The sequence below is a fragment of the Flavobacterium sp. genome (genome assembly GCF_041911335.1).
Lineage (GTDB): Bacteria > Bacteroidota > Bacteroidia > Flavobacteriales > Flavobacteriaceae > Flavobacterium.
In genome coordinates this window covers 21,273-34,847 of sequence record NZ_JAYRPD010000038.1, presented here as the reverse complement: position 1 = coordinate 34,847, position 13,575 = coordinate 21,273, and the positions used below count along the sequence as shown (strand labels likewise).

Here is a 13,575-nt window from a genome sequence, read left to right as displayed (position 1 = left end):
AAGAATTGAATCCTATGAAAAAGTCAATCGTACTTAGTGCTTTTTTTACTTTAGCTATCTCTTTTGGAGTTTTTGCTCAAGAAGTAAAAACAGAAGAGAAAAAGCGTGAGCCTGGACATTACAATGAGAATAAGTTTCGTCAGATGTATGAAGAAATGGCCACTCCAAATATGTTCAGAACGGCTTCTGGAGCTCCAGGGCCAGCGTATTATCAACAAAAAGCAGATTACAAAATGAATCTGGAATTGGATGATAAAAACAAAAAACTTTACGGTTCTGAAACAATTACTTATTACAATAATGCACCTGAAGCATTAGAATATCTTTGGGTACAATTAGAACAAAATATTGAGAGACCCGATTCTAAGACTCCTTTAATGGAAAGTCAAAACATGGATAAGGCTATTACGGTAAGTAATTTTACAAAAAAATATATGGACAAACCTTTTGAAGGTGGTTTCAATATTGAATACGTAAAAGACGCTAAAGGAAATCCAATGAAATATACCATCAATCAAACCATGATGCGTATCGATTTGCCTAAGCCATTGAAAAATGGAGAGAAAATTTCTTTTTCTATCAAATGGTGGTACAATATTGTAAATTACATGGAAGGAGCTAATAACGGAAGAACGGGTTATGAGCAATTTCCTGATGGAAACCGTCTGTATGTAATGGCGCAGTTTTTTCCAAGAATGGCTGTTTATAATGATGTTGAAGGATGGCAAAATATGCAGTTTTGGGGAAGAGGAGAGTTCGCTTTAGTTTTTGGAGATTATGACGTAAGTATCACAGTTCCTGCTGATCACGTAATGGAAGCAACGGGTGTTTTACAAAATAGAAGTGAAGTTTTTACTGCAGAACAAGTAAAACGTTGGGAATTAGCTGAAAGAACATTCGACAAGCCAGTTATTATCGTTACACAAGAAGAAGCAATTGCAGCGGAAAAAGGGTTTTCAGACAAAAAGAAAACTTGGAAATTCAAAGCGCAAAACGTACGTGATTTTGGTTTTTCAACTTCAAGGAAGTTTATCTTAGATGCTATGGCAGTTGATTTGCCAACAAACAAACCTTTGGCAATTTCAATTTATCCAAAAGAAGCAAATCCACTTTGGGGAGATTTATCTACAAAAGCGGTAGCTCATACTTTGAAAACATATTCTCATTTTACATTTGATTATCCTTATCCAAAAGCAGTTTCAGTTTCGGCAGAAGATCAAGGGATGGAATATCCAATGATTTGTTGGAACTATGGACGTCCAGACGAAAAAGGATTTGTGAGTGATAGAACTAAATATGGAATGTTAGGGGTAATTATTCACGAGGTAGGACACAACTTCTTTCCAATGATTGTAAATTCAGATGAAAGACAATGGTCTTGGATGGATGAAGGTTTAAATACCTTCTTAGAGTATTTAACAGAAACTACTTTTGATCCAAACTTTCCAGCGACAAGAGGTCCAGCTAAAAATATTGTACCTTACATGAAAGGTAATCAAAAATATTTAGAACCGATTATGTCGAATTCTGAAAATATTTACCAATTTGGAGCTAATGCTTACGGAAAACCAGCTACTGGATTGAATATTTTAAGAGAAACTATTATGGGAAGAGAATTGTTTGACCACGCTTTCAAAACATATGCGAATCGTTGGAAATTCAAACACCCAACTCCAGAAGATTTCTTTAGAACTATGGAAGATGCTTCTGCTGTTGATTTAGATTGGTTTTGGAGAGGTTGGTTCTATTCAACTGATTATACTGATATTGGAGTGAAATCAGTAAAACAATATTTTGTTTCAACAGAAGCTTCAAAAGAAACACAAGCGATGTTCAATAGAAGAGGAAGAAAGATCAGTGATGGTGAGCCAATGTTATACTTAGTTGCTGAGGATAATCCAGATTTTAAACCTGAATTAAAGAAAGGATTTGATGCTAAAAACGTTCAAGCTCTTGCTGATTATTTAGATAAAAATTATACTGTTGAAGAAAAGAATGCATTAAAATCGCCTAAGTATTTCTACGAAGTAGAATTTGAAAAACCAGGAGGATTAATCATGCCAATCATTGTTGAATTACAATACGAAGATGGGACTAGTGAAACTCACAAATTCCCAGCTCAAATTTGGAGAAAGAACAACGATGTTGCCAAAAGAGTTTTTGCTACAGAGAAAAAAGTGGTGAAAATTCAAGTGGATCCAAAATTAGAAACAGCCGACGTTGACGTTGAAAACAACTATTGGCCTAAAGGTGAAACGGTTTCTAAATTTGATACTTTAGAAAAAAAATAAGAATCAAGACTATCTTCGGATAGTCTTTTTTTTGATTACTTTAAGAGAATTTAGGGCTAAAACTTTGTAACTTTGCGAAGTTAATTTTCAAAAATACACTATGTTTGGAATAGGTGGAGGTGAATTGTTTTTCATCATTTTAGTTGTTTTGATGTTATTTGGATCGGATAAGATTCCAGATATTGCTCGTGCTTTAGGTAAAGGTATGGCGCAATTGAAAAATGCCACAAACGAAATCAAAAGTGAAATTCAAAAAGGAACTCAAGATGCAGGTTTGGATATGAATACCTTAACGGGTGGTGTTTCTGAAGAAATCGCAAAAGCTAAAGAAGGTATTACAAAAATGGTAAATCCTATGGAAAATATCAATTTAGATGTTCAAAATCCAATCGAAAAAGTAAAAGAAGATATCGAAAACATTACGGGACCTATTAAAAGACAAATGTAATTTTGGAGCAGTTAATTAACTTAGATAAAGAATTATTCCTTTTCTTAAACGGATTAGGTTCAGAGCCATTTGATGGTTTTTGGATGATTATCACAAAACAGATTTATTGGTCGCCATTTTTTATTGCAGTTTTTTATCTCATTCAAAAAAAAGTGGGTTGGAAAGGCTTAGGAATTATCATTCTTTTTTTGGCTGCTTTAATTACTTTTACAGATCAAATCACCAATCTATTCAAATATTCTTTCGAGCGTTTACGCCCTTGTAACAATCCAGAATTCGATGGTATTATGCGCGAAGTAATTACTAGAAAGTCATTCAGTTTCTTTTCTGGCCATGCTTCTAACTCTTTCGCAACAACAACTTTTGTTGTGTTAATCCTTCGTAGCTATTACAAGCATACCTATTTATTGTTTTTGTTTCCACTAATTTTTGCTTACAGTAGAATTTATCTAGGATTGCACTATCCTGGAGATATATTGGCTGGTTATGTTGCTGGTGGAATTTTTGGTTTTGGTTTTTATAAATTGTATTTGTTTTTAGGTAAAAAATACAATTTCATTACAAAATACGACTAACCGTCAAACCATCACGAATAGGCAATAAAACCGTTTCTACTCTTGGATCAGTATTCAATAGTTGATTGTATTCTAATAAAACAGGGGTACTTTTGTCATTTGGCTTTACTTCTTCCAACACCTTTCCACTCCACAATACATTGTCGGATAAGATAATTCCGCCCTTATTCATCATGGGAACTATTAAGTGGAAGTAATTCACGTAATTTTCTTTGTCGGCATCAATGAAAACCAAATCGAATTTTTTATTTAAAGTTGGAATAATATCAATAGCATCTCCTAAGTGTTGGAAAATTTGGTCTTTCCATGGAGAAGCATCGAAATATTTATTTTGGAAATCTACTAATTCTTCTTCAATATCAATTGTATCTAAAGTTCCATTTTCAGCTAATCCTTCTGCTAAGCATAAAGCGGCATAACCAGTATACGTTCCGATTTCTAAAATATGTTTCGGACGAATGATTTTTGAAAGCATACTCAAAACTCTACCTTGAAAATGACCACTCAACATACGAGGTTGCATTATTTTTTGATGAGTTTCTTTGTTTAATTTTGCTAATAATTCGGGTTCCGCTTGTGAATGATTGGCTACGTAATCTTCTAAATCTTCTGATATGAAATGCATTTTATAAACTTTTGGTTGGGTCTTGTAATGTGTTAAAAACTCTAATTACGAATATTTCAGAATCTTTGATGTAGTAAAGAATTTTGTAATTTCTGACAATAATTCTCCTACAATCTTTTCGGTATTCATCAATTTGAAATTGCTCTACAAAAGTAATCGAATTTGCAGCTTGATAAATTTCGTCAATTATTTTATTTGCAGTTTCTGATGAAATTTTGTTGGAGAGATAATGATGTATGTTTGAAATATCTTCGAATGATTTTGAAGTCCAAATAACTGAAAACATCATTTATTGCTTTTTTAATTGCTGAATTTTTGAAGCCATTTCTTCGTTAGTAAAAGTTTTATTGTTCTTAAGGTCTTCAAAACCTTCTTCAACTTTTAATTGATATTCCTCTAAATTTAAAGCATAACCTTTCGAATCAAAAGCAATAGTTTCTTTCGAATATTCATTTAAAACCGAATCTACAATACGAAGCACACGCTCATCTGCATTTTCAAGTTTTAATTTAATCATTTCTTTTAATTCAGGAATTCCCATAAAATTCTTTTTAACAAAAATACAAAAAGAATTCATCCAATTTTCTAAATTCTGAATTCTAATTTCTAAATTCATTACTTTTGCACCATGCAAATCGAGAAAAAAGACATACGAGCACTTACTAAAGAACAATTGCGTAACTTCTTTGTTGCTAACGGAGACAAAGCATTTCGTGGTAACCAAGTGTATGAGTGGTTATGGCAAAAACGAGCTCATACTTTTGAAGATATGACCAATGTGTCTAAAGAAACGCGTGCTATGTTAGAAGCTAATTTTGTAATCAATCACATTAAAGTAGATACCTTACAACGTAGCGAAGATGGAACCGTTAAAAATGCCGTTCGTTTGCACGATGACTTAATTGTAGAATCGGTTTTGATTCCAACAGAAACTCGAACTACCGCTTGTGTTTCTTCGCAAGTAGGTTGTAGTTTAGATTGTAATTTCTGTGCAACCGCTCGATTAAAACGTATGCGTAACTTGGAGCCAGGAGAAATCTACGACCAAGTAGCCGCAATTGACAATGAAAGTCGTTTGTATTACGACCGACCTTTATCAAACATCGTTTTTATGGGAATGGGTGAGCCTTTGATGAATTATCCAAACGTGATGAAAGCGATTGACATGATTACTTCTAGCGAAGGTTTGGGAATGTCACCAAAACGTATTACCGTTTCCACATCTGGAATTCCGAAAATGATTAAAAAAATGGCGGATGATGAAGTGAAATTTAAACTAGCGGTTTCCTTACATTCAGCTGTTGAGGAAATTCGAAATGAAATTATGCCGTTTACTAAAAATTTTCCTTTAACCGATTTGCGTGAGAGTTTAGAATATTGGTACAGAAAAACCAAAAGTAAAGTTACTTATGAATACGTAGTTTGGAAAGGAATCAACGACGATAAAAAATCGATTGACGCTTTGGTGAAATTTTGTAAGTATGTTCCTTGTAAGGTAAACTTGATTGAATATAATCCTATAGATGACGGTATGTTTCAACAAGCCTCAGAAGAAGTGACAAATGCTTACATAACTGCTTTAGAAAAAAATAATATCGTAGCTAAAGTGAGAAGAAGTCGCGGTAAAGACATTGATGCGGCTTGCGGGCAATTGGCGAATAAATCTTAAATTTTTGCCTTTAGCAATTGTTTTCGTACTTTTGATACCTCAATGAAAATAACCGAACAAATAAAGCTACCCATCGCCTCCGAAATGGAACTCTTTGAAGAGAAGTTTCGCGATTCCATGTCTTCAAAAGTTGCTTTATTAAATAGAATTACACATTATATAGTAAATCGAAAAGGAAAACAAATGCGACCCATGTTTGTTTTCTTAACCGCTAAAATGGTTTCGGGTGGTTCCATTAACGAACGAACGTATCGTGGTGCTTCGGTTATTGAATTGATTCATACCGCAACTTTAGTTCATGATGATGTGGTAGATGATAGTAATAAACGTCGTGGATTTTTCTCTTTAAACGCCCTTTGGAAGAATAAAATTGCAGTTTTAGTAGGTGATTATTTGTTGTCAAAAGGATTATTGCTTTCTATCGATAATAACGATTTCGATTTATTAAAAATCATTTCAGTAGCCGTTCGCGAAATGAGTGAAGGCGAATTGCTTCAAATTGAAAAAGCTCGCAGATTAGATATTACTGAAGATATTTACTACGAAATCATCCGTCAAAAAACAGCTACTTTAATCGCGGCATGTTGTTCGCTTGGCGCTTGTTCTGTGGCTCCTGATGACGCTGTTTTAGTAGAGAAAATGCGTAAATTCGGAGAACTTATTGGAATGGCGTTTCAAATCAAAGATGATTTATTCGATTATACTGATGACGCCATCGGAAAACCAACTGGAATCGACATCAAAGAACAAAAAATGACTTTGCCGTTGATTTATGCGTTGAATAATTGTTCACCCAAAGAAAAAAGTTGGGTAATTAATTCGGTTAAAAATCACAACAAAGATAAAAAGCGCGTAAAAGAAGTTATCCAATTTGTAAAAGACAAAAACGGATTAACTTACGCCGAAGAAAAAATGGTGCAATTTCAGCAAGAAGCACTTTCGTTATTACAAGATTTCCCAACATCTCCATACAAAGATTCCCTTATTTTAATGGTAAATTACGTGATTGAAAGAAAAAAATAAAAACAATTTCAATTTCAAGGACAAAAGTCAGTTTCAATTTTAAAAATTTCTTTAATTATTTCAATCTGTGTTCCAGAATCATAAGTTTTTTATTTTTTTAAAGATTCATACAACCATTTTAAAATCATTCTCGTCTATATAATTAGAAGCAATAATTCAACAACAAGAGCAAGAACAAAAATCAATTTCAAATAGTATAAATTTGATTTTGATATTGAACTTGACATTGAACTTGAAAATGAAAGTTATCCAGTTACATCAAGAAGAAAAGCAGCTCATTATGTTGGCTGTCGAAAATAATCGACAAGCACAACAGCAGATTTATGCTAAGTTTTCTTCTAAAATGTTAAGTGTGTGTCGTCAATACATAAAAGACATTCACCACGCAGAAGATGTAATGATTACTGGATTTATGAAAGTATTTACTAATCTAAAAAATTTTGAACATAAAGGTAGTTTTGAAGGTTGGATTAGAAGAATTATGGTGTATGAATGTATCGATTTTCTTCGGGTGAAAAAGAATAATTTCAATCACCAAGATATCGAAGATATTACGGTTAGCGAGAATGAATCGGTGTATGAAATGGAAGATTTTTCGGTAGATGACATTCAAAATATTATTGACAATTTGCCCGACGGTTATAAAATGGTTTTTAATTTATATGCGATTGAAGGCTACAAACATCAGGAAATAGCCGAAATGCTCAAAATAAGTGAAGGAACATCAAAATCGCAATTATCACATGCCCGAAAGTTATTGCAACAACAAATCATCGAATTAAAAAACAAACTAAATGACATCGCCACTATTAGATAGTTTGTTGAAAACAAACACCAATGAATTTAAGGCGATTGCATAAATAACCTATAAAAAATAAAACGAAATTTATGAAACCAAATAAATTAGATAATCAAATAAGAGAAAAACTGAATGCTAGAGAAATTCAGCCATCAGCTCAAGCTTGGGATCGCTTAGATGCTATGCTTACGGTTTCAGAAGAAAAAAAGCCAAAGAAAGGTTACGGATGGTTTTTTGTAGCCGCTTCAACTATACTTTTTTTAGGATTGGGATTTTTCCTTTTCAATTCAAACGAAAAAACCGAAATTAATAATTCAACACCAATAGTAACTACTATAAACGAAGAAATTGATACGGTTGAAACTAATGAAATAGATGAAATTTCAGTTGAAAAAGAGCAACCCGTTTTAGTTCAAAATGAAGTAAGTTTTTCAAAAACGCAAACAAACAAAAAATCTGAAGAGACAGATAAATTGACAAAAGAGGAGGATTTAACTAAAGATAATTCATCATCCATCATCCATCATCCATCACCAAACTCATACAAATACGTTTCTCCAGAAAATTTATTAGCCGAAGTTCAAACAGGTGAAAAAGTAATCACTTCAGATAAAAAAATAAGTCCAAAAACTAAGATGAAAGTAGATGCTAATTCGTTACTAACAAACGTTGAAAAAGAATTAGATGAAAATTACAGAGAAACTACTTTGGATAAATTAAATAGAAAATTTCAAGATGCCAAATCGGCATTAGCCAATAGAAATTACGAATAAATAAAAATCATCATTAATTAAAAATCAAACAGTCATGCAAAAAATTATTTTGTACACAATTATTATTGTGTTTAGTTTCCTAACAAAGGCAGTTGCTCAGGAGCTAGAAACCATAGAAAAATCAACCGAGTGGATGGCACGCGGAACTAAGCCCGAGAGTTATGAAATGGGTTTGTCAAAAAAATCAACATCTAACGAGCAAGAAGTTTTTACTATACGATCTATCGATAAAAAGATAGATGGTTTTGGAACTTTAATGAAATCGAGTAAACCTGATTTATATTTAGGTAAAACTATCAAAATGACGGGTTATGTCAAAAGTGAAAAAGTAAAATCTTGGGCTGGACTTTGGATGCGTATCGATTACTATAATGATAAAGTTCTTTCTTTTGATAATATGCAAAATAGAGCTATTGAAGGAACAAATGATTGGACTAAATACGAAGTTGTTTTATTTGTGCCTCAAGACGCAACAGATTTTTCTTACGGAGTTTTATTGGATGGAACAGGTCAAATTTGGTTTAAAGATATTCAACTTGAAATTGTAGAAGATTCTGTTTCAGAAACAGGAATTATAAAAGGTAGAAATTCAAAAAGTATTTCATTTGAAGATAAAGCTAAAGCAATTGCAAACAGCATTGAAATGATTACTGCCGAAGAAAAAAACGCCTTAAAAAAAGAAGTTGAGGCAATCGATTTGCAAGTAAATGAAGGAAAAATTACCCCTGAGAAAGCACAAGAATTAAAAACGAATATTGCTCAAGAACGCGCTAATAATATTGAAACTAAAGTAGCAATTGAAGAAGCAAAATTAGCACAATTGGTTCAAGATAAAGTAGATGGAAAAATCACAGATTCTAATGATAAGCCAAAAAGAGGAGGGATGATGATTGTATTGGGTAGTAGTTCAAAGGATTCGATTGGTGAAAATAGAACGGAAATTAACTTGGGTTCTATGAAAATTTATAATGGAGAAAAAGAAAAAGCCGAAAGAAAATCAAAAAGAACAACCTCGCAATTTGTTTTTGCTTTTGGTTTAAATAATGTAATTACCGATGGCGAAAATTTAGAAGATTCAGATTACAGAGTTTGGGGTTCGCATTTTTATGAATGGGGAGTTACTTATAATTCAAGAATTTTCAAAAACAACAATTTGCTTCACGCTAAATACGGACTTTCATTAATGTATAATAATCTTCGTCCTACGGATAACCGTTATTTTGTAAAAAATGGTGACCAAACAGATTTAGTTACGTCAACGATAAAACTAGATGATTCTCGTTTTAGAAATGTGTATTTAACAGCGCCATTGCATTTAGAATTCGATTTCACACCTAAAAAACTTTCAAAAGACGGAACTAAAACATACTTCAGAACACACGAGTCAGTTCGTTTAGGAATTGGAGGTTATGGAGGTGTTCGCATAAAATCAAAACAAATTTTGAAATATGAAATTGATGATGTTAAAGTAAAAGAAAAACAAAAAGGAGATTTCAATGTTTCTGACTTTACATACGGGTTAAGCGCTTATTTAGGATATGGTCAAACCAGTCTATATGTTAAATATGACTTAAATCCGATGTTCAAGAACAATAATATAGATCAAAACAACGTTTCATTGGGTATACGCTTTGATTTTAATTAAAATTTGGGGTTAAGTTAAGTTAAGTTAAGTTAAGTTCTCTGTTTAAAAAGCACTTCAGCCATATGAAGTGCTTTTTTTGTTTTTAAATGATTTAGATGCTAATAGCTATATTTTTCAAAAACTTTGTAACTTGCCACTTCAAATTTAGAGATGTAATTTTGTCAAGCATAATTTGACTTATTTTCTAAACAATTCAACAGTTAAACACCTTAACGTTAAGATTGATATCAAAAGACACCATAGAAAAAGTATTTGAAACCGCCCGAGTTGAGGAGGTAATTGGTGATTTTGTACAACTCAAACGCGCTGGAAGTAACTTAAAAGGATTGTCTCCGTTTGTGAACGAGAAATCGCCTTCGTTTATGGTTTCGCCTGTAAAGCAAATTTGGAAAGATTTTTCTTCTGGGAAAGGCGGAAATGCCGTGACATTCTTGATGGAGCACGAACATTTTACCTATCCCGAAGCCATTAAATATTTAGCGAATAAGTACAATATCGAAATTGAAGAAACGGTTCAAACCGACGAAGATATAGCGCAAGCCAATGAAAAGGAAAGCATGTATTTGGTTTCCGAATTCGCACAGAAATATTTTCATCACACTTTATTAGAAACGGAAGAAGGAAAAGCCATCGGATTGTCTTATTTTAAAGAACGTGGTTTTACATCTGAAACGATAAAAAAATTCGGTTTAGGATATTCGCCTGAAACTTGGGATGCTTTTACCAAAGAAGCATTAGGAAAAGGATATAAACTAGAATATTTAGATAAAACCGGACTTTCGATTGTGAAAGAGGACAAGCAATTCGACCGTTTCAAAGGTCGTGTGATGTTCCCGATTCAAAGTATGAGCGGACGTGTTTTGGGTTTTGGAGGTCGTATTTTGACCAATGATAAAAAAGCTGCAAAATACCTCAATTCACCCGAAAGTGATATTTACCACAAGAGTAAAGTTTTATACGGAATTTTCCATGCGAAGCAAGCTATCGCTAAGCTAAATAATTGTTATTTGGTGGAAGGGTATACCGATGTTATTCAAATGCATCAAGCTGGAATTGAAAATGTTGTGGCTTCTTCAGGAACGGCTTTAACACCTGATCAAATCCGATTAATTAATCGCTTAACACCAAATATTACCGTTCTTTTCGATGGTGATGCGGCTGGACTTCGAGCTTCGATTCGAGGAATTGATTTAATTTTGGAAGCCGGAATGAACGTTAAAGTGTGTACGTTTCCTGATGGTGATGACCCGGATAGTTTTGCGAGAAAAACTTCGTATGAAGATTTGTTGTTGTATTTCGAAGATAACGCCAAAGATTTTATTCAGTTCAAGGCATCTTTATTGATGCAAGAAGCTAAAAATGATCCAATTAAAAAAGCCGATTTAATTCGTGATATGGTTGTTAGTATTTCTAAAATTCCAGACCGAATTAAACGTGAAGTCTATATTAAGGAATGTTCCCGAATCATGGATATTTCCGAAGATGTACTTTTCAATACGCTAGCGCAATTAGTTAAGAAAGATTTATCGGAAGCTAATAAGCAATTTAAAGAGGAACAAAAGGCCTTTGAAGTTGTAAGGAATGATATTGCTCAACCCACAACAAAAGTTGATATTCAATACGAATTGGAACACAAAATCATCCAGATTTTATTGTTGTATGGAGATAAAGAAGCAGAATTTGAAGACACCATTTTAGCTCAAAATGAAGAAGGTGAAACTGTTGAGGTAAAAGAGCAAAATACGTATAAAGTTTTCCAACGTATTTATCTGAGTTTGCAAGAGGATGAAGTGGAATTAGCGAATCCAATTTTTAAAGCGATTTACAATCACTTAATTGCGTATTTCAATGAAAATGAAGTGTTTGAGTTGGATAAATATTTAATGCAACTCCCTGAAGAATTAGCGCAAGAAGTCACCACGATTCTTATGAGTGAAGAACGTGAGATGTTACATAACTGGGAAGTGCAACAAATCTATGTTAAACAAAAGGAAGAAACCATAAGCCAATACGTAACCGAGACGATTATCACATTGCGATGGTATTTAGTCAATAACATTATCGACGATTTGAAAAATTCAATTTCAACCGACGAAAATTCTGATAACTCAGAAACTCTGGAAATGGTAATGGCTTATTTGGGGTTAACACATATCTTTTCTAAAAACTTGGGCAGAGTTCTTTCAAGATACAATTAAATTACATCTAAATCTTTTGCTTTTTTCAATAAATCCACTAAGTTGGTTACATTTAATTTAGCCAACAAACGCAATTTATACGTACTGATTGTTTTTTCATCTAAACCTAGAATTTGGGCTACTTCTTTGTTTTTCTTACCGTCATTTAGGTAACGAAGAACTTCAATTTCTCTAGTAGATAATTTTTTAAACAAGCGTTCCGATTTTTTTCCTTTACTCAGCATTTCTATGCTTTTCTTAACAGTTTCACTGAAAACAACTTTTCCTTCCGATACTTTTGCAATTGTAGCTTCTAGTTCTTTTAAATCACTTCGTTTAGAAACATAAGCCGAAACACCAGCTTTAATAGCTGTTGGCGCATACATTTGTTCAGAAACGTTAGTAAAAAGTACAATTTTAGTTTCGGGAAAATCTTTCAATAAACTTTTTATATCTCTTATACTAGATAAACCTTCTAATTCAACATCAAGAAGGAGTATGTCACAGCGTTTATTATTTAAAACATTAAGTAATGATTCTAAATTTTTAGCTGATGCTACAATTTCCATTCTGGTGTTACCTTGAAAATACGATTGTAATCCTTGGGATACAACGGGTAAACTGTTTGCTATACCTATTTTAATCATAACTAAAAAATTATATTATTCATTATATACTATCAAAGTTAATAAAAAAATGTAATTACTTGTTAATTATGAAGATAATTATTTGAGGTCTTTTGGGATACTGCAAATTGGAATAGGATTCATTTTGTGTTGGTTAATAGTATTTAGTCTTTTGTAGATTTTGAATACTTCGGCTTCTCTTCCAGAAAAATCTTCTTGGGTTTTTCCGTTATCCATTTGATTCATCGCCCATTCTAATTCGTCGTAATTTGCACCAATTTGATCTTCATCGCTTCGGTCATCTCCAAACAAACCATCTGTAGGTTTGGCTTTTAAAATACTTTCTGGGACTTGTACAAATTCAGCAAGTAATCTAACTTCGCTTTTTACTAAATCTGCAATCGGACTAATATCAACTCCCCCGTCGCCATATTTTGTAAAAAATCCTACGCCAAAATCCTCAACTTTATTTCCAGTTCCAGCTACTAATAATCCATGAATTCCTGCAAAATAATATAAAGTTGTCATTCGTAAACGCGCACGCGTATTGGCTAAAGATAAATTCAAAACAGCTTCATTTTCACTCGATGTAACTTGATTTTTAAACGTTTCAAAAACGGGAGTTAAATCAGCTCTTTCGTTAAAAACATTCGGAAAACGATTTTTTAACTGATCAATGTGTTCATTAGCTCTATTAACGTGACTTTCCGCTTGATGGATTGGCATTTCTACACATAATGTTGGTAATCCAGTTTGCGCACATAGAGTAGAAGTTAAAGCGCTGTCAATTCCGCCTGAGATTCCTACAACAAAACCTTTTACTTTTGCGTTATTAGCATAATCGTGTAACCATTGTACAATATGTTGGTTGATTTTTTCGGCTTGAAAGCTGTTGGAATTTGTCATTTTTTTATGAAAATTTAT

14 protein-coding genes are annotated in these 13,575 nt (G+C 32.9%); 9 read left to right on the top strand and 5 right to left on the bottom strand.

The features are described from left to right. Positions 1 to 14 precede the first annotated feature (14 nt). The 3 genes from ACE3PD_RS06190 (at position 15) to ACE3PD_RS06180 (ending at position 3,314) form a co-directional block, all read left to right on the top strand. Positions 15 to 2,291, top strand: a complete 2,277-nt coding sequence (locus tag ACE3PD_RS06190; protein ID WP_374400611.1) for a M1 family metallopeptidase — start codon at positions 15 to 17, stop codon at positions 2,289 to 2,291. A 100-nt stretch (positions 2,292 to 2,391) separates the two neighbouring features. After that, positions 2,392 to 2,739, top strand: coding sequence for a twin-arginine translocase TatA/TatE family subunit (locus ACE3PD_RS06185; RefSeq protein WP_374400609.1), 348 nt, complete (start codon positions 2,392 to 2,394; stop codon positions 2,737 to 2,739). Then, positions 2,739 to 3,314 carry a phosphatase PAP2 family protein gene (locus ACE3PD_RS06180; RefSeq protein ID WP_374400706.1) on the top strand — a complete coding sequence of 192 codons (576 nt, stop codon included), beginning with the start codon at positions 2,739 to 2,741 and terminating at the stop codon, positions 3,312 to 3,314. Before ACE3PD_RS06185 ends, ACE3PD_RS06180 begins: the two co-directional genes overlap by 1 nt. On the opposite strand, the gene ACE3PD_RS06175 is transcribed toward ACE3PD_RS06180, so the two are convergent. The 3 genes from ACE3PD_RS06175 to ACE3PD_RS06165 are packed head-to-tail and all read right to left on the bottom strand — an operon-like array spanning position 3,298 to position 4,555. Further along, entirely contained in the window at positions 3,298 to 3,939 is a 642-nt protein-coding gene (locus tag ACE3PD_RS06175; RefSeq protein WP_374400607.1) for an O-methyltransferase, read from the bottom strand. The two genes, ACE3PD_RS06180 and ACE3PD_RS06175, sit on opposite strands and share 17 nt — an antisense overlap. 1 nt (position 3,940) lies before the next feature. Beyond that, on the bottom strand, positions 3,941 to 4,228 hold the full coding sequence (locus ACE3PD_RS06170; RefSeq protein ID WP_374400605.1) for a type II toxin-antitoxin system RelE/ParE family toxin: 288 nt from the start codon (positions 4,226 to 4,228) through the stop codon (positions 3,941 to 3,943). Continuing rightward, positions 4,229 to 4,555, bottom strand: coding sequence for a hypothetical protein (locus ACE3PD_RS06165; RefSeq protein WP_374400603.1), 327 nt, complete (start codon positions 4,553 to 4,555; stop codon positions 4,229 to 4,231). Between the two features lie 12 nt (positions 4,556 to 4,567). Between ACE3PD_RS06165 and rlmN the strand changes: the two genes are divergently transcribed. From rlmN to dnaG, 6 genes are all read left to right on the top strand, one after another. Next, positions 4,568 to 5,608, top strand: coding sequence for a 23S rRNA (adenine(2503)-C(2))-methyltransferase RlmN (rlmN, locus tag ACE3PD_RS06160; protein ID WP_374400601.1), 1,041 nt, complete (start codon positions 4,568 to 4,570; stop codon positions 5,606 to 5,608). A gap of 42 nt (positions 5,609 to 5,650) precedes the next feature. After that, positions 5,651 to 6,631, top strand: coding sequence for a polyprenyl synthetase family protein (locus tag ACE3PD_RS06155; RefSeq protein ID WP_374400599.1), 981 nt, complete (start codon positions 5,651 to 5,653; stop codon positions 6,629 to 6,631). A 238-nt stretch (positions 6,632 to 6,869) separates the two neighbouring features. Next, positions 6,870 to 7,448 carry an RNA polymerase sigma factor gene (locus ACE3PD_RS06150; protein ID WP_374400597.1) on the top strand — a complete coding sequence of 193 codons (579 nt, stop codon included), beginning with the start codon at positions 6,870 to 6,872 and terminating at the stop codon, positions 7,446 to 7,448. A 71-nt stretch (positions 7,449 to 7,519) separates the two neighbouring features. After that, positions 7,520 to 8,203 carry a hypothetical protein gene (locus ACE3PD_RS06145; RefSeq protein ID WP_374400595.1) on the top strand — a complete coding sequence of 228 codons (684 nt, stop codon included), beginning with the start codon at positions 7,520 to 7,522 and terminating at the stop codon, positions 8,201 to 8,203. Between the two features lie 34 nt (positions 8,204 to 8,237). Then, entirely contained in the window at positions 8,238 to 9,848 is a 1,611-nt protein-coding gene (locus tag ACE3PD_RS06140; protein ID WP_374400593.1) for a hypothetical protein, read from the top strand. Between the two features lie 221 nt (positions 9,849 to 10,069). Then, entirely contained in the window at positions 10,070 to 12,046 is a 1,977-nt protein-coding gene (dnaG, locus tag ACE3PD_RS06135) for a DNA primase (RefSeq protein ID WP_374400591.1), read from the top strand. Here dnaG and ACE3PD_RS06130 read toward each other — a convergent pair. Together ACE3PD_RS06130 and nadE are read right to left on the bottom strand one after the other, a co-directional pair. Next, the gene (locus tag ACE3PD_RS06130; protein ID WP_374400589.1) at positions 12,043 to 12,672 is read right to left on the bottom strand and encodes a LuxR C-terminal-related transcriptional regulator; all 630 of its coding nucleotides are present in this window, start codon (positions 12,670 to 12,672) and stop codon (positions 12,043 to 12,045) included. The two genes, dnaG and ACE3PD_RS06130, sit on opposite strands and share 4 nt — an antisense overlap. A gap of 78 nt (positions 12,673 to 12,750) precedes the next feature. Then, complete coding sequence (gene nadE / locus ACE3PD_RS06125; RefSeq protein WP_374400587.1) at positions 12,751 to 13,557, bottom strand: NAD(+) synthase; 807 nt, start codon at positions 13,555 to 13,557, stop codon at positions 12,751 to 12,753. Positions 13,558 to 13,575 lie beyond the last annotated feature (18 nt).